Source organism: Roseivirga seohaensis, from assembly GCF_001592945.1.
Lineage (GTDB): Bacteria > Bacteroidota > Bacteroidia > Cytophagales > Cyclobacteriaceae > Roseivirga > Roseivirga seohaensis.
The window spans coordinates 19,256-42,885 of record NZ_LRPB01000047.1; the positions used below are offsets into that span (position 1 = coordinate 19,256).

Below are 23,630 nucleotides of genomic sequence, written 5' to 3' on the forward strand. Positions count from 1 at the left end.
ATTTTGGCATTAACGGTTTATAAATCTTCTGCAGGTTCGGGTAAAACCTTTACACTCGTAAAGGAATATGTCAAGTTGCTGATTAAAAGGCCACAAGACTTCAAACATATCTTGGCCATTACCTTTACCAATAAGGCTACGGAAGAAATGAAAACCCGTATTCTCAAGGCTTTGGAAGAAATGGGAGCGGGCAAGGAAACACAGCTGTTCAAAATATTAGCCACCGAACTGGCCGCAGAACTCACTCCACTCAACATTCAACAAAGGGCCGAGGAAGCTTATGACCTCATCATTCATAATTATGGTCGGTTTGAAGTGTCCACCATCGACAGTTTCTTTTCTAGGGTGCTCAAGTCTTTTGCCAGAGAATTGGATTTGCCCCTCAGTTATGAAGTAGAAATGAATACCTCCATGGCCTTGCAAGAAGCCATGAATGAGCTTTTCAAAAGCTTGGATGACAATAAAGAAGTGCGGCAATGGCTTACTCAATATGCCAAAGAGCAAATTGAAAGCGATAAATCATGGAACGTAGATCAGCAGATTGAAAAGCTTGGCAAGAATCTCTTCACTGAATCTTTTCAAGACGGTTTCAGTGGACTAAACCTCAGTTTCGATGAACTTAAAACGATCATTGAATCACTCAGGTCCGATATTAAGTCTTTTGAGTCGGCCTACAAGTCAATAGGGAATCAGGCCTTAGATGCCCTTGAGAAAAACGGTTTAGTAATTACTGATTTTCATTATGGTACTGGTGGGGCTATGGCGGCTTTTAATGCCATGCTGAAACTCCAAATGGATATTGATGAGAAAAAGCGCTTTTTACAAACGCTTAATGGCGATATGCCTTGGGGGGCAAAGAAGAGTTCCAACTTTGATGAGGCCAATGCACTGGGAGAAAACTTGCTTCACCAATTGGGGACGGAAGCACTTGACTTGATTGAAAACAAATTATTTGACTACAATTCCGCAAAAGCAATCCTTAAAAACGTGTATGCTTTTGGTTTGCTGGAAGAACTGAATAAGTATTTAAAAGAATACCGCGATGAGCATAATGTGATGCTTATTTCGGATACGAACATCATTCTCAAAGATATTCTAGAGCAAGCCGATGCGCCTTTCATTTTCGAAAAGCTCGGTAGTTTTTACAAGCATATTATGATTGATGAGTTTCAGGATACCTCCAATTTTCAGTGGAATAATCTCAAACCTTTGATCATCAACGCCCTTTCAGAAGACAATGAAGTGCTGATTGTTGGCGATGTCAAGCAGTCCATTTACCGTTTTAGGGGCGGGAATATGCGTTTATTACTTTCCCAAGTGAAGGAGGAGCTAGGTGCTTTTTATCCTAAAGAAGCCGATCAGGTGCTGAATGACAACTGGCGAAGTTTGAGCAGTATCGTCAACTTCAATAATAACTTGTTCGGAAAATTGCCAGAAGCTTTCGGTAAAAACGAGTCCTTGCATGACACAACCTTGTTTACCCAAGCCTATGAAAACCACGAGCAACAAATTCAAGGAGGAGAAGGCGGTTATGTGCAAATGCGCTATTATTCTTCTTCCGATGAGGAAGACGAAAATTGGCAAGCACAATCTGTTAAGGACCTTCTAATTCAAATTAGAGAAAACCAACAAAAGGGTTTTTCACTGAGCGATATGCTTATTTTGGTGAATCGTAACAAGGAAATTTCAGATATAGCCACTGCTTTTCTAAGTGAGAAAATTCCATTTATCAATGGTGAATCGCTCAAACTTCAACAGAGCGAATCGGTTTTATTTGTGCTGGAATTACTCCGCTATTTACAATCGGGTAAGGATGAAGTGCTCATGCTTAACCTCATCAGTCTTTTCTTTAGGTTGAACGATATTCCAGAGCAAGCTGTAATGCTGCGCGGAAAAGGAGAACGAATGACTTTGGAAGAAGCGGGTTTCCCCCAAGAGTTCCTAACCAGACAATACGAAATAAAGCAGTATGCACTTTTTGACTTGGTGAGCGAGTTATTGCTCATGTTCGACATCGAAAAGAAGGCAGATGTGTACTTGCAACAGCTTTTGGATGTTATTCTTGAGCAGTCGCAGCGTGGCGCCAATTCCATCAATACTTTTTTAGAATGGTGGGATAAGGAAGGAGATAATCAAACCGTAGCCACAAGTGAGAAAACCAATGCCATACGAATTCTGACGATTCATAAATCTAAGGGGCTGGAATCGCCTATTGTGTTTATTCCCTTTACCAATTGGGATATTTTGCCGAATGCTAACACACATCAGTTTTGGACGAAGAATATACCTGAGCAGTACCAATCGCTTCAGTACATTCCGCTAGATTTCAGTAAAAGCACATTGCTTAAATCTCATTTTCAAGAAGACTATTATACCGAAGCAACAGAAAGTGCGCTGGATATTCTCAATAAAACTTATGTGGCTTTTACACGCCCCAGAGAGAAACTCTATTTAGCAGGGCCAATGCCAAAGAAGGCTGGCAGTTCTAGAATCCATGAGTTTCTACTGGATTTACTTCCTGAAATTGGATTGCTTTGTCAAGAAGAATCTACTTTCACGCAGTTCAGTTTGGGTACTGATGGTCAAAAAATAGGAAGTGGAGAAGAAATAGATGCATCAGTTGCGATTGGCATTTATCCTCAAGTTTCCTTCCTCAATCAACTGACCATCCGCAATGATTCAGAACGTTTTTTTATGCTGCAAGAAACCGAAGAAGCGCAGAACATAAGTTTAGGAAATCAGGTGCACGAAGTACTTTCTGCCATTCGGGTAAAGGAAGATTTAGAAATGGTTTTAAGGCAGTTTTTACAAGCTGGGGAGTTGGACTATAATGCAATAGCGTTGGTGAAAGATCGAATCCTTAGGCTTTTTGAGGATCCAAAAATCAGTGTCTGGTTCTCTGATGACTATGAGGTTTTCAATGAAAGAGAAATTTGGTTCGAAGGCAAAGCCCATAAACCAGATAGGCTACTGATTAAAGGAAAAGAGGCAGTGATTATCGACTATAAAAAGGAAAAGGAAAGTCCAGCCCATCATGAACAAGTGAAACGCTATATGAACGCCATGAAAGCCCTTGGTTTTGAGCAGGTCTCCGGTCATTTAATCTATGTAGAACCAGTGATAGTGAAGGAGGTAACTTTATCATGAAAACCTTCCACCACCTTATAGTAGAGCAAATTCAGGAAAGCGACTTGCAACAGTTGAAAGGCCATTGCTTTGTGTTTCCTACCAAACGTGGAGGCGTTTTCTTTAAGCGCGCCTTACTTCAAAAATACGGTCATCATGACTTTATGCTGCCTACAATTTTCAGTATTGAAGATTTCGTGCAACGCATGACGGGCTTGTCCATTACGGATGAACTCACACTGCTTTTTCACCTTTTCAAAATTTACCAAAAGCGAGATAATGATTTAGAATTCGATGCTTTCTATGCATGGGGCAAAGTGATTTTAAAAGATTATGATGAGATAGACCGCTACTTGGCCAACGCCAAACAAATCTATTCCGACTTACAGAATATTAAAGAAATTGACCATGTTTTCGGCTATAATGACGAATTCAGAGAGATCATTGCCCGTTTTAGAACCCTGACGGAAAAGCAAGACAAGACGAAACTGCTCACTGAGTTTTTGAAAATCTGGAAAGAGGTTGGTGCGGTGTATGAAGATTTTCAAGGTGAATTACTGAAAGAAGAAAAGGCCTATGGCGGTATGCTGTACCGAAATTTGGCTTCGGTACTCAGTCAAGACCACTTTGAGCATCCTTTTGAGTATTATCATTTTTGCGGTTTCAATGCCCTTTCAAAGTCCGAAGAAGTAATTTTTGATGCCTTGGTAAAAGCCAAGCGTGCCCAACTCTATTGGGATACCGATAACTACTTCATGGTGGAGAAGAAGGAAGAGGCTGGCGATTTTATGCGGGAATACCGAACCAAGTGGCCCGACAGCATTTGGTTCGATGCTGATTCTTTAAGTGATCCCAAAACGGTACATGTGCATGCTGTGCCGCAAAATATGGCGCAAGCGCATTTGGCTGCAAAGTTGGCAGGAGAACTCATTCACCAAGGCGCCAAGCCAGAAGAAACTGCTATTGTATTGGCCGATGAAAAGCTGCTGGTGCCTTTCCTTTACGCCATGCCACTACACGACCATAAGGTCAATGTAACGATGGGCTACCCAATGAAGTCCACCATCGTTTTCGATTTTGTGTTGTGTTATTTAGAGTTGATGCGAAAGGCACAAACCACCGACCAAGGTTTGGTTTTTCATACTTATGACCTTCGACCTTTTCTTTCTAATGCCTACACCGCGCTTTTTCACGAAGGTATTTATCAGCAATTGAACGAATGGTTTGTTCGGGAAAAGAAAACCAAAATTGGCTTGAACGAATTGCTGGATAAAGTAAAGTCGAGTCAGTTGCAAGCCTTGCTCAAAGCAGGTAAGCAATGGGAAGACATTGCGAATGCCTTAAAAGCTTACCTTACAGCCGCATTCTATGATTTTAAAGAGAAGGATAGTGGACTGACGGATCGTGAGTTTATCTATTTCTTCCTCAAGTCGCTCAATCAGCTGAACGACTACCTAAGGCAGAAAGAGACCTTTTCCTTAAGGTTGATCAAAAAAATCATTCAAGAGCATTTCAGGGCAGTGAAAATACCTTTTGAGGGCGAACCAGTGCAAGGCGTTCAGGTAATGGGTTTCCTAGAAACCAGAACCCTAGATTTTAAACACCTCATTGTGGTTTCGGCCAACGAAGGAAAACTTCCGACCACCAGAAACTCAAATTCTTACATTCCTTATGGTTTAAGAAAGGTGTTTCAATTGCCCACTTTCGAGGAGCAAGATGCCATTTATGCTTATCACTTTAAGCGATTATTGCAAAGAGCGGAAGAGATGCATTTTGTTTATGATAATACTACACAAGGCGATTCGACAGGGGAAAGGAGCCGTTTTATTCTACAGCAGCTAAAGCGTTACAAAAAGCTGGAGCATTATACCATTCTAGAGAAATCGTATGAAGGCCTTATTCCGAAAGCTATCAATTCGAATGAGATTTCGATACCGAAAGGGCCTGAGGTAAATAAGCTGCTGAGTCGCTTTTTACAGGGCACAGAGGAGGGTAAGTTCTTGTCACCTACTTCCCTTACCAATTACATTACCTGTCCGCTAAAGTTCTACCTAAAAAACGTAGCCAGTTTTAGAGAATTGGATGATTTGGATGAAGACATTGATGCACGAAACCTTGGTATTGTAGTGCATGAGGTGCTTGAGTTTTTATACAAACCTTGGCTAAACAGAGAAATTGGTGCGGAGCAAATTCGTTTGCTCAAGGGCTTGGTGGAAAAGCAGTTGATTGACTCTTTAGAACGAAACAAAATCATTCAAGAAAACCAGCAACTGTCGGGTAGAGATTTGGTGACCAAACAGGTGATGGAGCAAATGATTCAAAAAGTATTGGATTTAGATGCGCAAGAAGCTCCTTTTAAAGTGATTGGTCTGGAAGCAGAAGAATTTGAAACACTGGTGGCCATTGATGGAATTGGCAAAGTCAGGGTCAGCGGTACGATCGACCGAATGGATGAAAAGTCTGGCGAGCTACGCATTACAGATTATAAAACGGGTAAGGTAGAGTTTGTAAGCAAAACGCTGATGTATAAAGATCCGCAGGCTTATATCGATAAGTATTTTGATGACCCAAAATACAAGTCTGGCTTCCAGGGTTATCTCTATGCGGTGCTCACCAAAGGTCATTTTGACCTTCCAGTAAAAGTGGGCATTACGAGTATGCGTAAGTTGAGCGAAGGCACCCAGTGGCTCCGAGATGGCCAAACCATTCCTGCTGATACCATTACTATGTTTGAAGAAAAACTTCAAAACTTGGTGCGCGAAATTTACGACCCAGCCATTCCATTCGCCCAAACCGATGACTTAAAGCGTTGTGGATATTGCGAATTTCAGCAGTTGTGTAAAAGGGGAGGGTGATGTATTGGTGTGTTTTTTAAGAATAAAAAGTATGAAAAAATATAACTACTTTAGTTATGTTTTAATAGATAGATTATGGCACAGCGATTAAAATTACAGGTTTATAAGTTTACGTTGAGAAAGGCGAAAAGTAGAGGTAATACAAAAAATTTAGAAGTGTTAAACCCTTTGTTTTTTGGTGAGAGTTTCGATATAGACAAAGTTCAGGAATCACTTCTCAAATACTTATTATTGCATTTAGATCAATTTAAAAAGGACGAAGAAGGTAATAAGGCCGTTAAAGTAGCTAGTGTTTACAGCTATAATGAAGCTGAACAAAGGATAGATCTAATGCTTAATGGCGGTCTCATTGGTGTTGAAAGGGAAATTTTTAATGAAGACGGAGTACTTATAGGGAAAGTTGAAAAGGAACATATCACGAGTACACCTTTCTATGTGATGATGTATACCCCTGTTGATATGAAATATGGCTTTCTTTTAGTTCAGTCGTATTCAGACTTAACAATTACCAGCGCTTTTTATGACTTACTACAGTTGTTTTTTAGAGACCGTGGTATCTCCTTTAGTCCGTTTCCTCATGTACCGAAAAAATTAAGGGAAGAATATTTAAAAGGAAGTGTAACAAAAAAAATTACTTTTTTGAACAGTAAACCAACTACGAGTGCTAAAGCTAAATTTAATGAAGTAATTCCAGTTGAGGCTAATTATAGATTGAGACTTGTTTTAGAAGGCTTGGATGAAGAAGCTAAAAAATCCATTGGAAGGGTTCAGAAGAGTGATTTAAAAAGAGTGATTTCTACTTTACTAAATAAGGATGCTACTAAAGCTGAGTCAGAAGATTATGAGGTACAAATGACTTTCCAGTCTGCTGATGGGAGAATCACCACAGCAAAAATGTCTAAAGATTTTCAAGTTATACCTACATTGTATTTGCCCTCCGAGCTTCTCGATAATCACAGTCAACCTGATTTTAAAAAAATGAAAGGTTATTGTTTGGGGCTTGTTAATGAAATGTTATCTGAAGATAATTCTGGGTTTTAAACATGAATGATCAGTTTCATATAGGAGAGATTTTAATAGATGGAATCAGGTCTATAGAAAATAAGAGAAGACGTACTGTCTTGTTTTTTGTATTGCCTTTTATTTTAGGTCTAATATTGTCGTTTTTCAATATAGTTTCAGTAGGGATTTTAGCGGAGAAATTACTGAATGCTCTCGCAATCTTTACTGGTTTTCTATTCACTTTAATGGTTTATGTTTCAGATAAAGCTAATAACGCTAGGTCTAAATATATTGAGAGTATTGATCATCCTGAGAAAAGACTAAGTAAGAGATTATCTTCATTCTATCATGTCTTGATCAAGCAGATTAGCTATACTATTGTTATAGCTTCATTAATTATCATCTTTCTTTTGGTGTCAGATTTTAATATTCCCTTTGAGTTCAAATATTCTGAGGTTCAATACTACTTGTCGAAAATATATACATCTGTTGTCTGTTCATTCCTTCTCCATTTTTTGGTTTTTTTGGCATTAATAACAAGTTCTATGTATGCAATGTTTCTACATGAGACTTCCTTTGAAGAGTGACTTTATTCAAGTTCGAAATGATGGAAAAGTTGGTTCTCCAGCTTAGTATTCAGAATGCTTTTATCTCCAGTTCAATTCCCTTCAAAACCTAAAATCAATTATCTTTCGGCATGCGTATTTTAAAACTCCTTATTCTGGTATTTGTACTCGGAATTACTTCTAAAACTTCTGCCCAAGAAATTTACAATGCAGACTATAGCTTTACCATCGAGGGTTTGGCTGCTGGTGAAAATATGCGTTTGGCGTATTATTTAGGCGATAAACAATACATCAAGCAGGAGTCGCTTTCTCAAGAAGGCGGTTTAGTGAATTTTAAAATAGATACGCTTCATGTGGGTTTGTGCATGTTGGTTTTCCCCGATAACAATTACTTTGAGTTCGTAGCCAAAGAACCTAGGGTAATAATGAAAACCAATAAGGATGATGTAATTGGAGCAATGGAAGTGATTGCATCTGAGGAAAATGCAAAGCTTTATGAGTACCTAAAATACAACAATCAGAGGCAAATGGATTTGCAGAAAATAGAGGGCAATGCTCAATTAAACGATGAGCAAAAGGCCACTATGCGCATGGATATGAACCAAAAAGGGCAAGTAAGACAAAAGGAATTTGTAGAAAAATACCCTAATAGTTTTATGGCCAAACTGATAAGTGCATCTATGGAATATGTGCCCAAAGATGCACCTGAAGGTCTATCGGACGATGAAATCAATGCTTTTAGATTTTACGAATACAGAAAGCATTACTTCGATAATATTGATTTTTCACAAAGCGATTTACTGTATTCGCCTGTCTATCACCCCAAATTGATGGCTTATACCGACCAACTTACCTTACAGCAACCTGATTCACTAATCGCAGCTACTGAATACTTGTTGGGAAAGGCGAGTGCTAATGATGAATATTTTAAATACACCTTAATTACGCTTTTAAATAAATTTGCAAAGACAAAAGTGATTTGCCAAGATGAAGTCTATTTGCATTTGGTAGATAATTACTATTTGTCCGGAAAAGCAGTTTGGATGGATGAAGAGGGGCTAACCAAGTTAAAAGTTAGTGCAGATAACTTAAGGAATAATCTCTGTGGAAAACTGGCTGTCAATTTTGAACTGCCAGATGTAAACGGCACAAAACAATCACTTTATGCTCAGTCGGCTGAGTATACCATACTTGCCTTTATGCAAACCGATTGTATTCCGTGCGAAAAGGTATTAGAAGAGCTTTCTAACATGGATCAAGCCGTATTACCCTCTTTTAAAGTAGTCACCGTTTTTAGGGAAGGTGATCAAACCGCTTGGAAAGGTGTACTTATGAATAAAACCAAAGATAACTGGGTAAACTTGATGAATGTCGATGGTGCCTTGAATAGTGAACGAGATTATAACGTGCAGTCTTACCCAACACTCTATTTGCTAGATAAGGATAAACGTATCGTATTAAAGCGAATCAGCGCAAGCCAAATTGTCGATTATATGAATACCGTTAATAACTAATAGTTAGCGTTGGCCTTGGTATGCTTACCAATTGATTTTAACTCGCTAACAAACGGGTAATATTGGCTTAATTCTTAAGTAAATCACCTCTTACAAATCCTTAATATTACCTCAATAAGTGGTCTATTTGATTCTTCTAACCATTCACTACTCTTAAATTCTTAACACAGAAACAAGGTATCTTGCCTTTTTCTTAACCTTTACGAAACGACTAGTTTTTCTTCATTGGTCAGATTTGGCACAGCAAATTTTTAACCTAATCTATCTATGAAAAAACTTTTACACACATTACTATTAGCGCTTTTGTTTTCTAGTGTTGCCATTGCGCAAAACGGAATCATTAGTGGTAAAGTGACTGACGAAATTGGCTTAGGGTTACCTGGAGCCACAGTTTTTATTCCAACTATAAATAAAGGAAGCGTTACAGATGTTAACGGTAACTATACTATAATTGAAATACCTGCAGGAGATCATAACATAACGGTTTCTTATGTAGGTTATAAAAAAGTAGAACAATTGATTACCGTGGTGGCTGGCCAAACTACTTTGGGTAATATTACTATGGAGCCTGGTTACACTCAAACCGGAGAAGTAATGGTAGTAGGCGATAGATTAAAAGGTCAGGCCAAAGCATTGAATCAGCAGCGTACAAATGCCAACATCACTAATGTAGTCTCTGCCGATCAAGTAGGTCGTTTTCCTGATGCCAATATTGGTGATGCACTAAAGAGAATCCCGGGTATAACTATTCAAAACGACCAAGGAGAAGCAAGGAATATTATTATTAGAGGCCTTGCACCACAGTTGAACTCGGTAACACTTAATGGTGAAAGAATCCCCTCTGCCGAAGGCGATAACCGAAACGTTCAGCTGGATTTAATTCCTTCAGATATGATTCAAACCATTCAGGTAAACAAAGCAGTGTTACCAAATATGGATGCCGATGCCATTGGAGGCTCTGTAAATTTAGTTACTCGTTCTGAACCTACCGGACAAAGACTTTCAGGAACTTTGGCTTCAGGCTACAATTTTCTTTCAGATAAAGCCATTTGGACAGGTTCACTGGTTGCTGCCGATCGTTTTGCCAACGGAAAATTGGGAGCAGTTTTTTCAGCTTCTTACAACAATCATAACTTTGGCTCGGACGATATTGAAGCAGTTTGGGTGAAAGGAGATGACGGCAATACTTACATTGACGAATTCGACATTAGAGAATACAGAGTACAAAGAATAAGAAGAAGCGCCAACCTTGCTTTGGATTACCAAATCAATAAGAATAACAAAATCTTTCTTTCAGGAACCTACAACTGGAGAGATGATTGGGAGAACCGTTTTAGAATGCGAGTAAGCCAGCTAGAAGACGCATTCAACGATGGTGATTTTACGAGCCTTGGAAATAATAAGTATAATGTTTCTGCTGCCCGAGTAGAATTTCAAACCAAAGGTGGAATTGGAAACGATAGGGTAGATAACCGTAGACTTGAAGACCAAAGAAACAGAAACCTATCTTTGAAAGGAGAACACCAATTGGACAGATTGAAAATGACTTGGTCTGCTACCTATGCAAAAGCTTCTGAAGAAAGACCAAACGAAAGATACTTAAGTTACAGGTCTAAAAATCAGAATGTAAATGTAGACTTAAGCAACCCAGAATTTCCGCTTGCCATATTAGCAAACCCAGCCGATAATGCCGGGATTGGCTTTAATGAGCTTTCAGAACAGAACGGATACACTTTCGATAGAGACATAAATGGTAAGTTAGACTTTGCTCTTCCAATATCTGAAAATGGTATTTTAAAGTTTGGAGGTAGAGCCAGAATTAAGAAAAAGGAAAGAGATAATAATTTCTTTGCTTACGAACCAACAGATGAAAATGCTTTTGGAGCAACAATTGGTGACATACCAAACAATGATTATTCTGAATCTGATTTCTTACCAGGAAGCCAGTTTAGAGCGGGTATATTCGGAACACCAAAATTTTTGGGTGGCCTAAATCTAAATTCTGGTCAATTCGATTCTGAAGATATTTTAGAAGAGTATTTAGCGGGTAATTATAGTGCTACTGAAAATATTTATGCGGCTTATGCCATGTCGGATATTCAGTTTACAGATGAGTTTTCTGCCATTTTAGGCTTAAGGCTAGAATCTACCAGCATCGACTATAAAGGGTATGTGTATGATATTGATGAAGAGGAAGGACTTGGTGAAGTAGAGGATTCTCAGAGCTATACTAACTTTATGCCTGGTGTTCACTTAAACTACAATTTTTCTGATTTTTCAATCCTAAGATTTGCCTTTACCAACACCATTGCCAGACCAAACTATTATGACCTTGTTCCTTATGTGCAGTTCAGTGCCGAAGACGAGGAACTAGAAAAAGGTAATCCAGAATTGAAGGCTACAACTTCCATGAACTTTGACCTGATGTACGAAAACTATTTCGATAATATTGGTATCGTTTCTGGCGGGGTGTTTTACAAAAACCTCGATAACTTCATTTACCCTCAAAGGGTTGAAGGTTATAACGACCCCGTATATGGTAATGATTTGCAATTTACTACCGCAAAAAATGGTGGAACAGCAGAGATTTACGGGCTTGAAGTTTCTTTCCAAAGACAAATCTGGAAAGGTTTAGGATTGTATTTGAACTATACTTACACCGGTTCTAATACTACTGGTATTCAAGGTAGAGAAGCCGATGATTTAGAACTTCCGGGTACTGCCAATAACATGTTCAATGCGTCTCTTTCTTACGAAACAGAAAAGTTAGTATTAAGAGCTTCGCTAAACTATGCCAGCGACTATATTGATGAACTTGGTGGCGAGAGTTTCGATGACAGATACTACGACAAGCAGACATTTGTAGATGTAAATGGTTCTTATGCCTTCAGTAATAATTGGAGATTCTTTTTTGAGGTAAAGAACTTAACTAATCAGCCATTGCGCTATTACCAAGGCATTAGCTCTAGAACCATGCAAGCTGAATATTACAATGTTAGGTTTAACGCTGGTATAAAATTCGATTTGTTTAATAATTAATAAGTAAGGAAAAGTATTTGAGATAAACCTGTGACCCTGATCTCGATGTATCGAGGTCAGGGTTCGCTGATTTTTCGACTAGTACAAAATGACTACTTCTTTTCAAATTTTATTTATGAAGAAAATAACCCTAAATATTGCACTTGCAGTTAGCCTTACTATGGTGGCTTGCGGAGCTGCAAAAGAGAAAACTGTTATAGATACAGACATTATCAAACCAGTTATTATTACAGAGGCAACACTTCACGATACCGATGATCCTGCCATTTGGGTTAACCCAAATGATCCTGCTCAAAGTATGATTATTGGTACGGATAAGGATGTTGATGGTGCATTATATGCCTTCGATTTAAACGGAAAGGTGATTGAAGAAAGAACTGTAAGAGGTTTAAAAAGACCCAATAATGTTGATATCGAATATGGTTTGGTTATAGGTAACGATACTGTTGATATAGCTGTAACTGGCGAAAGATTTACCCATAACATGCGTGTATTTGCTTTACCAGAAATGAAACCTATTGACAATGGCGGAATTCCAGTTTTTGAAGGTGAAGAAGGCGCTGAATTCCGTGATTTAATGGGGGTAGCCCTTTATAAGAGACCAACCGATGGTGCCATTTTCGCAATTATGGGTAGAAAAACGGGTCCTGTAGATGGTACTTATTTATGGCAATATTTATTAGAAGGAACTGCTGAAGGTACCGTAAAAGCGACTTTAGTGAGAAAATTCGGATACTTTAGTGGCGTGAAGGAAATCGAAGCTATTGCTGTAGATAACGAATTAGGTTTTGTGTACTATTCAGATGAAAACGTTGGGGTGAAGAAATATTACGCAGATCCTGAAATGGGAAACAAGGAATTGGCCTTATTCGGGAAATCAGCTTTTTTAGATGATAACGAAGGTATTTCCATTTTTGACGCTGGTAATGGTAAAGGATTTATTCTGGTGTCAGATCAGCAGGCAAATCAGTTTCAAATCTTTTCGAGAGAAGGAACTGTCGACAACCCTCATCAGCATGAGCTATTGAAAACCATCAAGGTTTTAACAAACGAAAGTGATGGATCTGAAATTAGCAATGTAGCCTTTAACGATACCTTTAAACATGGAATCTTTGTGGCGATGTCAGATAATCGCACCTTTCAATATTATAAGGTCGAAGATATTTTAGGCGAGCTTTTAAAAAGTAAAATAAAAAACTCAACACTTTAGTTTGAAAGTCTAGGCGCCCCGAAAGGTAAGCCTAGACTTTATTTTTTCTAATCTACGGTATACGTTCCCATCGAATCTTTACCGCTGAAATTTTTTCGGTTTCTAAACGAACCTCACTGAGTACGTTAAAGTCGTTTTTTAGGTAGAAGGGGAGTGGGATGGCGTACAATGACCCATCTGATTTTTTACAGGTGTCATTATCTATTACCCAGCCATTAAGGGCTTCAAAGTCATGCTTGGCTAAGTTTATCAGTTTTTTTCCTAACCCTTGTTTTTGAAAATCACTATCTAAAATTATTGAAAACCATGTCTCTTCATTCCGAATAAAAACACAAAGCCAGCCTATAATTGTTTGATTAAGGTTGCAAAGAATATAATGCTTCAGTTGCTCTATTTTGTTAAGGAACTCATCAAATTCAGCTATGGTAGTATAGCCTAATGAGGCCGGATATTCAGCATTCCACAAGGTCATTATCCTTTCTTTTTGCTCTTCTGATAATCGTTTGGTTTGAATGACTTGCATATGACTAATGAAAGGTAGAAAGTTGGATGGACTATTTACTTATTTACTCTTGAAAAGTAATGGTTATTCATTCTTCTTATCTTAGCCATATTATTGAATAATATTGAAACATGGCCAATCGTAAAATTATTTTCTTGCTCCTTTTTCTAATATCGTTTGCAGGCTTGGCAAATGCACAAAATATTCTTCCCTTTAGAGAAATACCTCCTGCAGCAAAGGTTTACACTTCAGGAACATTAATGGGACGAATGACGGACGGACTTGGCTTTCGGTTTTATTGGGCTACACAAGGGCTTACTAATGAAAACTTAAGCTTTAAAGCAGGAGAGGAGTCGAGAACTATAGGAGAAACAATTGATCATGTTTACACTTTGGTATTAATGTTTACCAATGCGGTAATGGAACAGCCTACTACTTTTCCGGTTGAAAGTAATGAGCTTAGTTTCGAAGAGAAGAGAGCTAAGGTGCTTTCCTTTATTCAAACCAGTAGCGCCTTATTAAAAATGAGTAACGATGAAGATTTTGAACGTTACAATTTGGTATTTCAATCCGCCAATGGGAGTGGGCAAAAGTTGCCTTTTTGGAATGGACTGAACGGCCCATTGGAAGATGCCCTTTGGCACATAGGTCAGGTGGTTACGCTCAGGCGAATGGCGGGCAACCCAATCAATCCCAAAGTCGATTTTATGAATGGGGTGGTCAATAATTAATTAAAGATTATTTAGAATAATCGGGATCTATATTGGTAGAATCAGGGATGGGCTCTGTACTGTTACCTTTAGCTATGGTCATTCCTCGCGATACTTTTGCAATTGTGCCATTTTTCAGAAACTCAAGCATAGTGTTTTTATGATATATAATGTAATTGTCAAAAAATAGATCTTCTGGTTTTAGTTGATTAGGAATATACCGGTATTTGAAAATCGAAACAGACATGTCTATTGAGTCTTCTTTTACATTTATCACCTTCCATAATTCATATTTATTTTCAGGAGTCTCGTAAGCATTACGTAAGGCATAAATATCATTCACCTGAGGGTTTTCTAGGTATGCACTATATTTATTTTTCCTTGATATACTCTGAACAACAAGGAGTCCGATTATTAGAGTGAGTATAATTGAACCTAAAAACAGATACCAAGGCGGTTTAACTGTGGCTTTAAGCTGCTTTGCCATTTCTCTTACTTCCTCTGAAGTTTCATAAATTCTTACTACGTGTTTACAGTTAGAACACACAATACCCATTGTTTTTCTGTATGGAAAGAGGGGGATCCAAATTATGTGAAGGTATGAAGCAGATACAGATATGATATTGTTCTCACTTTGGCAATTAGCGCAAGTTATGCCTGAAAACGGAGCCCGTTTTAGGTTTTTAGTAGATGTGCCGGCAGGTATCATAGTGCATTGGAATTAAAAAGAGGTCAACAATTACAGATAATCCGCAAAGTTATCCTCGATAACTTCTCGTAGCATTTTAGCTGTTAATGGTTTAGAACTATAACCTCTAATGTATTTATACTTAGTAGCTTTTAGTTTGTCTTCTACAGCATCTGAAGTGCTCAGCATCATCATTATGCAGTGGTCTTTTTGAGTTGAATCCAACTTGTCATACTCATCTAAAAACTCCCAACCGTTCATTCTGGGCATATTGATGTCAAGAAAAATCAAATCAGGTTGATTTTCTTCAGGGCAATTGGTAAGGTACTCTAGTGCCTCAATTCCGTCTTCAACAATGATTATTGACTCTGTAACGTTCTCTGCTTCAATTACCATTCTATGATACAAGTTATCAGCAGGGTTGTCATCAACTAGTAGTATAGCCCTTAATTTCTTTTTCATACCTGCTTTTTCTTAATAGTGAAATAAAATGTAGTACCCTGCTGGTCATTAGGCTCAAACCATATTTCGCCTTTATGCCTTTCAATTATTTTTTTGCAATGGGCTAATCCAATACCTGTGCCTGTATATTCTGACTGCTTATGTAACCTTTGAAAAATTTGAAAAATTTTGTCTTTGTATTGAGGGGCAATGCCTATTCCATTATCAATAATGGAAAATTTATGATTGGTTTTTTCTTCCTGATATCCAATTTCGATAGAAGGAGTTTTATCTATTTTTCTAAACTTAATAGCATTGTTGATTAAGTTTTGAAAGACAATTCTTATCTCGGTTTCAGCACCATGTACTGTTGGTAGATTTCCAACTTTTATTTTAGCATTGGTTTCGTTGATTAATGCCGACAAATCCTCAATAACTTGTGTTACTATGCTTTTAGTATCGATTTCGGTTTTTTCCTTTTCTTTCCCAATTCTACTATAGTCAAGAATATCATGAATAAGAGTCTGCATTCGAGTAGCAGCAGATTCTATAAACTGAAGAATCTCAACTCCCTGCTTATCTAACGTGCTTTTATACATTTTAGAAAATAGGCCTGAGTAGTTCGTAATTGTTCTTAACGGTTCTTGCAAATCGTGCGATGCGATGTAAGAAAATTCCTGTAGCTCTTTGTTTTTGTTTTTCAGTTCATGTACATACTGCCGATTCAGTTCTTCAGCTTTCTTTTCTAAACTAATGTCTTTCTCAAAAGTAAGGTGTTGGTAAATTTCACCTTCGGAATTTCTAAAAGGAATAATGGTTAAGTGTGACCAACGTGTTTTACCCGATTTGGATTTGTTCAATATTTCGCCTCGCCAAACCTGCCCCATAGATACTGTTTTTCCCATGCCTTCATAAAATTCAGGCGGATGATGATCTGTTTGAACCAATCGGTAGCCCTCCTCAAGAATTTCAGCTCTAGAATAACCAGAGGTTTCACAAAACATGTCGTTTACATAAAGTATTTTTTGTGTGGGTGATGCAATTGTCACAGACATTACTTGGTCAATGGCATATCTGTAGTCTAAAAGTTCTTGGTTTACCGCATTATAAGACTGTTCTAACTCAACTTTCTGTTTCAAAATCCTATTGATTCTTTTCCCATATAGAGTGATTAAAACACTACTAATTAAAATTAGAACTATCGAATACACCGCAAGACCCAAATCAATATTCAGTACAGCTGTGTCGATTAGTCTTGAAAGTATGGAGCTAATGAGTATTGGCAATATTAGAATGACGGGTAGAACAGACTTAATTATTTTGTCGCCATAAAGGTTGCTATTGAGGAATGACGTAAAACCGATTGTTGGATTAACTAAAGAACAGCTTATACTGAGAAAAATGAAAGATAAGGAAGTGTGAATGGCCATTGTATCCATTACTTTTAACCTTCCCTCTATTGGTATTCTAAGAACAAACAATATCAACGAAAGTAGAGCAGTTATAAAAATGATTATTGCGACTGATTCACCATACTGCTTGTTTACTTGTTTCTTAGATGATACGAGCCAAAAAGATAGGCTAAACATCAAAAAACACATCATAGTAGCAGCAGACATTCTACCGATTGACTTTGATGAAATATTGTCTTCGATTAATAGTGTAGCTATTATATCTATATTAAAAAGGTATTCTATTAGAGTAACTCCGCAAATGATAATAATAGGAAGTGTAAGCAATAAAGGGATTTTTCTATTCGAAGGTTTTAAGGTGAATGTATAGAGAACTAAACCAGAAAATAAAAAACAAACAGCAGTGTTAAATTTCATTGTAGGACCAAATTCTACAATTCTCAAAAGCATTGGAGTTTGAGAAATCCAGCCCGTTATCGCGATTAATGAGAATGAAATAATTAATAGGGCGAGGCTTCTGATTGTTTTAATTGCAGAAAATCTAGCTAATCGATGCGGCATACACTATACTTAATGAAAAACGGATATCCCGTTTGTTTTTATTAAGATAGGGATAATAATTAGAATATAGTAATGTTCTGTTTTTGGGTTTAAAAAGGAGGCTAATATAATGGAACTATAGAGGGTTTTTCATTGGAGGCCAATTTATGACAGGCTGAAAATTTGAATAAAAGAGATGAGAGTTTGAATATTGTTTTTTAATATAAAAAAAGCAGGTTGCTTACTCAGCAACCTGCTTTTGGGTTTGAAGATAAAATTCACTAATACTTCGCAGGAGTACCTGCTGGTGGTATTGAATTCTTGATAAACTCTCTGATATCTTCGTTCGATTGAGCTAAATCCTCAGCTCTCAAATACATCATATGACCACTGCGGTAACCTTTAAAGCTCATTCTGTCTTTTAATTTACCACTTGGGTCGGTCTGCCACATGTTGTATTTAGCATTAAAGTAAGTAGTAGCGCCATCGTAGTAACCACTTTGTGTCATAACCTTTAAGTAAGGATTCATGGCCATTGCCTTGCGTAAGCTTTCTGCAGAATTATCGCCTGATCGATCCCAAGGGTTAACAGGCCCAAACATGTTGTATTTGATGTCTGTTTTGTAGCCTAACTCATTCATGAAATATTGGTTAATGGCAGGAGTAAATGAATGCAACCAAGATGTGAGTTCAGCATTGAAATCGGGCCCCATACCAGCGTCCATTCTATCAATACCTTTGTAGCGCGAATCTAAACGACCAACGGTATGTCCTTCATGACGGAGTAAGTCCTTCCAAAAGAAGTTGTAAGGTACATCAAGGTTATGCTGTCTGATGATTTCTTCATCTAAACCAGAATAACGAGCAAACATTTTAATGGCTTCATTCTTTTCAGATTCCGTAGCCCAAGCACCTTTGGCTAACACAGGAATAAACTTGTTTATAGCGTAGCTTTCAACTTCATCTAATACTTCTAGCAAATCTTTGCTCTGTAAATCAGAAGGAAGTTGCTTATGGTACCAAGCGGTAGCGGCAAAATATGGCAAACGATTGGCGGCTTCTACCGGGCCGCTTCGATCGATTCCCATGTCGGTTGGAGAAACCAAAATAACACCATTTAAGTACATCCATTGATTGTTTTGTAGCTCATAGGCCATTCCGCCAACACGAGTAGTTCCGTAACTTTCTCCAATCAAATACTTTGGTGAACTCCAGCGGTTGGCACGTGTTACAAAAGTGTTTACCCATTCAGATAAATAGGCGATATCTTGCCTTACACCAAAGAAAGTCGATCTACTCGCTTTCGGGTCTGTGATTCTGGAATAGCCTGTGTTCACAGGGTTTACAAAAACAATATCGGCTACATCTAAAATGGAATTTGGGTTGTCCTTAACTCCATAAGGCTGAATTGGGTAGCCTTCATCATCAATTTTAAGAATGCGAGGCCCCGTATAAGCCAAGTGCATCCAAACCGAAGCAGAACCAGGGCCACCATTAAATGAAATTACCAACGGGCGACTGTCTTTGTCTTTTACATCTGTTCTTTCGTAATAGGTGTAAAACAGAGTGGCAATTGGGTCTCCATTATTATCCCAAACGGGTTGAGTACCCACAGTGGCCGAGTAGGGTACACGTTTTCCTTTTATGGTTACCTCATGTGTTGTTACCACTTTTGATTCTACATCAATTTTTCGATCCTGGGCCATTACCGATGTGGTAATGGCCAAGAGCACTATTAAAGCTTTGATTTTCATATGCTATAAAATTATTGACCTGTATATCTATTTTCCTTACTTAAACTCTTATTGAGTTTTTTAACTGTATCATTCAATACTGCTTTTTTCTTCGGTTCTAACTTGATTAGCATCTCTTGCAAATAGTCGAACTGCGCCTGCTGATCGCCAGTGATCTGGCCTATCCAACCCGAAGCGCCAAAGTAAACACCTCTTACACGGCTCATCAGTTCAGTATATAAGCCGGCTAAATTTCTGATTTCTTTAGCAGCTGCTTCATCATACTTTACTTTTTTTCTATCTAACTGACTTAGGTGTCTTTGCAATTCAGCAAGATCGCTCATGGCTTCTGTGGCTTTCAAAGAAAATTCACCAATTTCCATCAATTTGGCTGTCCATGCTTTTCTATCAGCAATATCAATATTCAATCTTGGGTCGTCTTCTACTACAAAAGTTTGAGTATAGGATTTTCCTTTTACGGTTAACTTAGCTACATAATTTCCAGGAACTACCTTAGGGCCGCTTAATCCAAAACCTCTGCGTCCGCCATTTCCTGATGAAGCTGGAGCAAAGCTTTCGTAATTCATATCCCATACTTCGCGCTGAATACCAGCTACGGTGTCGGGTGCTAAAGTTCTGATAAGGTTACCGTGCGTGTCGTGAATAGTCAATGAAATCTCGCTCTCTTTTACTGGCGCTTTCAAGTAGTAATCAATGATTGCTCCGCGCACAGGGTTTTCGCCTCTAAAGAACATATCACCCACATGGGCGCCTTCACTTGTATAATTAATCATTACACCTTTATCAATGCTGAAAAGGGCAGCATCTTGGTTGGCTACAGAAGTAGTGAGTTCTTGAATTGAGTTAAGGTTATCTAAAATCCAAACACCACGCCCGTGCGTAGCTAAAACCAAATCATTGTCTCTTGGATGAATTACTAAATCATTGAAAGGCAAAGTTGGCATATTGTTCTTCAGCTCAATCCAGTTTTTACCACCATTGTTACTGATAAAAAGGCCTAATTCAGTTCCTAAATAAAGTAAGCTTGGGTTTTTAGGGTCTTCTCTTAAAGTTCTCGCTACGCGATCTGCTGGTAGGTTACCCGTAATTGAAGTCCAGTTTTTGCCACCGTCAACAGTTTTGTATACGTAGTTTTTGAAATCGTTATTTCTGTAATTGTTAATAGCGACATAAGCTGTTCCTGCATTGTGGCTTGAAACCTCAATAGTGTTAATCCACGTTTCTTTTGGTAAACCGCTCAACTTTGAAGTAACATCCGTCCATGTTTGACCATCATCACTCGATACTTGAAGCAAGCCGTCATCTGTTCCTGCATAAAGCAAACCTTGCGTAAAGCGATCTTCGGCTACTGCAGTAAGGGTAGGGTAGTATGGAATTCCATCATCTAAAGAAGGTGTGTCTTCTGTAGCTCTTCTTCCCATGATTTTCAAATCTCTACGATTTACTTTGGTGGTTAAATCACCTAAAGATTCCCATGAGTTTCCGCCATCTGTACTTTTCCAAAGCACGTTAGTACCTGCATAAATTGTATTAGGGTTATGGTAAGAAAGAAAGAAAGGTCCGTCCCAGTTGGCTGGAGCCATGGCATTTTCCAAATCTGGCTCAGGCAAACCCGGCCCCCAGAAATCCCAGTTTCTTCTGGCGCCAATAGCGCCTTTCGGGTCGCCCGGTCTGATTGATTTTCTTTGACCAGTGTTTAAATCTAGTTTGAAAAGGCCTAAATACTGAGATTCACCATACATCACGCCTTCTTGGGTGTGGTGAGGTAAACTTAAGAAACCGTCTCCACCACCAGTTCTTCTCCAATCTGAATTAAGAATTCCATCACTGTTGTAAGTAGCGTTAGGTCCTACCCAGCTACCATTGTCTTGCAATCCGCCATAAATATTATATGGTTCAGCATTATCAACTGCAATTCTGTAAAACTGACTTACTGGTAAATTGGTAACAAATAGCCAAGTTTTGGTTTGGTCGTAAGAAATACCAATTCCACCATCATCACCTTTGATTACATGACGGGAATCGTTAGGGTTTACCCAAACAATTCTGTCATCACCGTGCAATGACTGACGAGGAGCAGTAAACGTTTTTCCGCTATCAGTAGAATAACTGAATTGATTTTGCATGTATACACGCTTGTCATCATTTGGGTCTACATAAGGCTGACTGGCGTACATTGGTCTTGGATTCCAATCACTCATGAATTTCCAGGTTTCACCTTTGTCGTCAGAACGGTATAAACCAGCTCTACGCTCGTTGTAAGCCGTAGAAGCATTGTATTGGAAACCTTGTTCTACGGAAGCATAAATAATGTTTGTGTTTTTTGGATACATGGTGATGCCGATACGGCCATACTCACCTTCAGGTAAACCATTGGTTAATTTTTTCCATGTTTTACCACCATCGGTAGATTTGTGTAATCCACTTCCTGGTCCACCACCATCAAAACCATAAGGTCTTCTTCTTCTTTGATAAGTGGCTGCAATTAAAATATTAGGGTTACTTGGATCTAAGGCCACATCAACAACTCCTGTATCATCATTTACATAAATAATACGCTCCCAGCTTTTACCACCATCAGTGGTTTTGTAAAGGCCTCTTTCGTTATTTGGGCCCCATAAATGTCCCATTGCTGCTACATAGGCAATGTCTGGGTTGGTAGGGTGCAATGCAATTCTGCCAATATGATGAGAATCCTTTAAGCCTACGTTGGTCCAGGTTTTACCGGCATCAGTAGATTTATAAACACCATCTCCCCATGAAGAACTTTGACGGTTGGCACGTTCACCAGTTCCGACCCATATGATGTTTGGATTGCTTTGGTTCAGTGCAATGGCTCCAATTGAGTGGGTAGTTTCATTTTCAAAAACTGGAGTAAAGGTGACGCCATTGTTTGTGGTTTTCCACATTCCGCCTGTAGCGGTGGCCACGTAGAAAATATAAGGGTCACTTTCTTGTACGGCTAAATCTACTACTCTTCCGCTCATATTGGCCGGGCCGATATGTCTGAGGTCTAAGTCAGCGTAGGTTTCTGACTTGATTTGCCCCATAACTTGGGTAGAGAATAAGATGATTAACAGTCCTGATAAAGATAGGAGTCGTTTCATAGTTAAGTATTTGGATTGATTTTGGAAATCAAGATAAGCAAAGGAATTAAACGGTAAGATTGATTTTTTAAGAGCGGTGAGCAGGGATTGTCGGTTAATGATTATTCAGAACTTTTCTCTTACTTGCGAGTTGAATGAATCTGGAAACCTGGTCAGTTCTGGATTAGACTTAAGCCTTTAATGCGACTATTACTTTCTTTCCTTTTTCTATTCTTAACTATTGGTGTAAATGCTCAAGACATTATCACTTATCGGCCTAAAGTAGTTGAGTTTACTACCGAATATCTTTCTAATTATGAAGCTTATGAGAAGCCTGTTGGTGAAAATAACTCCATATCTAGCATAGCTAAAGATAACTTGCTTAGAGTGAGGTTAGGGGTGCCCCTTATTCTAAAGGAAAAAACACTTTTCGGCTTTCAGTTTAAGTATTATAAACAATCCTATGGTGTTGGGACAGGCCAACAAGGTGAATTATTCGATTTTTTAAATAACAATCACCTCAACAATGCCGGACTAAACTTTCTGTATCAAAGAAACATTTCTAAAGAGAAGAAATTCTCGCTCATTATATTAACAGAACTGGCCAGTGATACTTGGAGCATTAACCGCTTTTCCAGTCGATATTTAGCAATGGGGGAATACAGCAAGCAATTAAACGAAAGTACAATTATTGGCTATGGAGGTGTAGTAAACTACGCTTTGGGGCTTTTAAATATTTACCCAACCTTCAGTTATAAAAAGCAGCTTTCAGAAAAAATGTTGTTTGAAGCCATTTTACCAAGCTCAATTAATTTGAGGTATCATTGGAAAGAGGGTACGCACTTTATATACCAAACCGAGTTGGTGAATTGGAGATTCAACCTTACTGATGCCCTCCAAAATGAAGCGCATTTAATCACTTTACAGCGGGCTGATGTTTATTTTAAACTCAAGGTAGAGCAAGAAATTCATGACTGGCTTTGGGTGGGAGTAGATGTAGGCTATGTTCATAACCTCACTTATTTTACTGTAAACCCCGGTGATAGAATAAAGAAGGCCATTGGTGAGTATGATATTAAGGATTCAAGCTATTTGCGCTTTTCAATTTTTATGGTACCACCCCAAAAGTTATGGGATGGGCTCTAAGGTTTAGCTCGAATTTAACCCTCCAAAAGTTGATGCCAT

General features: G+C 38.4%; 15 protein-coding genes. 9 read left to right on the plus strand and 6 right to left on the minus strand.

The window, feature by feature from the left end:
* Positions 1-3 precede the first annotated feature (3 nt).
* The 6 genes from AWW67_RS13570 (at position 4) to AWW67_RS13600 (ending at position 13,312) form a co-directional block, all read left to right on the plus strand.
* A complete protein-coding gene (locus AWW67_RS13570; protein ID WP_062302410.1) occupies positions 4-3,147 on the plus strand; it encodes a UvrD-helicase domain-containing protein in 3,144 nt (1,047 codons plus the stop codon).
* Positions 3,144-5,981, plus strand: a complete 2,838-nt coding sequence (locus AWW67_RS13575) for a PD-(D/E)XK nuclease family protein (RefSeq protein ID WP_062302411.1) — start codon at positions 3,144-3,146, stop codon at positions 5,979-5,981. Before AWW67_RS13570 ends, AWW67_RS13575 begins: the two co-directional genes overlap by 4 nt.
* A gap of 75 nt (positions 5,982-6,056) precedes the next feature.
* A complete protein-coding gene (locus AWW67_RS13580) occupies positions 6,057-7,022 on the plus strand; it encodes a hypothetical protein (RefSeq protein WP_062302412.1) in 966 nt (321 codons plus the stop codon).
* A 658-nt stretch (positions 7,023-7,680) separates the two neighbouring features.
* Positions 7,681-9,063 (plus strand): DUF5106 domain-containing protein, encoded by a 1,383-nt coding sequence (locus AWW67_RS13590; protein WP_062302415.1) that lies wholly within the window; start codon positions 7,681-7,683, stop codon positions 9,061-9,063.
* 267 nt (positions 9,064-9,330) lie between these two features.
* On the plus strand, positions 9,331-12,102 hold the full coding sequence (locus AWW67_RS13595; protein ID WP_062302417.1) for a TonB-dependent receptor: 2,772 nt from the start codon (positions 9,331-9,333) through the stop codon (positions 12,100-12,102).
* Between the two features lie 115 nt (positions 12,103-12,217).
* Complete coding sequence (locus AWW67_RS13600) at positions 12,218-13,312, plus strand: phytase (RefSeq protein WP_062302611.1); 1,095 nt, start codon at positions 12,218-12,220, stop codon at positions 13,310-13,312.
* 52 nt (positions 13,313-13,364) lie between these two features.
* On the opposite strand, the gene AWW67_RS13605 is transcribed toward AWW67_RS13600, so the two are convergent.
* Positions 13,365-13,835, minus strand: coding sequence for a GNAT family N-acetyltransferase (locus AWW67_RS13605; RefSeq protein ID WP_062302418.1), 471 nt, complete (start codon positions 13,833-13,835; stop codon positions 13,365-13,367).
* A gap of 110 nt (positions 13,836-13,945) precedes the next feature.
* Here AWW67_RS13605 and AWW67_RS13610 point away from each other — a divergent pair, with 110 nt between their 5' ends.
* Complete coding sequence (locus tag AWW67_RS13610) at positions 13,946-14,545, plus strand: DinB family protein (RefSeq protein WP_062302420.1); 600 nt, start codon at positions 13,946-13,948, stop codon at positions 14,543-14,545.
* Between the two features lie 7 nt (positions 14,546-14,552).
* Here the strand turns inward: AWW67_RS13610 and AWW67_RS13615 are convergent, their stop codons facing one another.
* Genes AWW67_RS13615 through AWW67_RS19100 form a run of 3 tightly spaced genes read right to left on the minus strand, consistent with a single transcriptional unit; the run spans position 14,553 to position 16,792 of the window.
* Positions 14,553-15,233, minus strand: a complete 681-nt coding sequence (locus AWW67_RS13615; RefSeq protein ID WP_176700059.1) for a hypothetical protein — start codon at positions 15,231-15,233, stop codon at positions 14,553-14,555.
* A gap of 30 nt (positions 15,234-15,263) precedes the next feature.
* Entirely contained in the window at positions 15,264-15,674 is a 411-nt protein-coding gene (locus AWW67_RS13620) for a response regulator (RefSeq protein WP_062302423.1), read from the minus strand.
* On the minus strand, positions 15,671-16,792 hold the full coding sequence (locus tag AWW67_RS19100) for a sensor histidine kinase (protein ID WP_062302425.1): 1,122 nt from the start codon (positions 16,790-16,792) through the stop codon (positions 15,671-15,673). Before AWW67_RS19100 ends, AWW67_RS13620 begins: the two co-directional genes overlap by 4 nt.
* Before the next feature lie 283 nt (positions 16,793-17,075).
* Between AWW67_RS19100 and AWW67_RS19105 the strand changes: the two genes are divergently transcribed.
* Positions 17,076-17,435, plus strand: coding sequence for a hypothetical protein (locus AWW67_RS19105; protein ID WP_062302426.1), 360 nt, complete (start codon positions 17,076-17,078; stop codon positions 17,433-17,435).
* Positions 17,436-17,886: 451 nt separating this feature from the next.
* Here the strand turns inward: AWW67_RS19105 and AWW67_RS13635 are convergent, their stop codons facing one another.
* The gene (locus AWW67_RS13635) at positions 17,887-19,359 is read right to left on the minus strand and encodes a S10 family peptidase (RefSeq protein ID WP_062302427.1); all 1,473 of its coding nucleotides are present in this window, start codon (positions 19,357-19,359) and stop codon (positions 17,887-17,889) included.
* An 11-nt stretch (positions 19,360-19,370) separates the two neighbouring features.
* A complete protein-coding gene (locus AWW67_RS13640; protein WP_082794054.1) occupies positions 19,371-22,466 on the minus strand; it encodes a WD40/YVTN/BNR-like repeat-containing protein in 3,096 nt (1,031 codons plus the stop codon).
* 180 nt (positions 22,467-22,646) lie between these two features.
* Between AWW67_RS13640 and AWW67_RS13645 the strand changes: the two genes are divergently transcribed.
* Positions 22,647-23,591 carry a hypothetical protein gene (locus AWW67_RS13645; RefSeq protein ID WP_062302430.1) on the plus strand — a complete coding sequence of 315 codons (945 nt, stop codon included), beginning with the start codon at positions 22,647-22,649 and terminating at the stop codon, positions 23,589-23,591.
* The last annotated feature ends 39 nt before the right edge of the window (positions 23,592-23,630 follow it).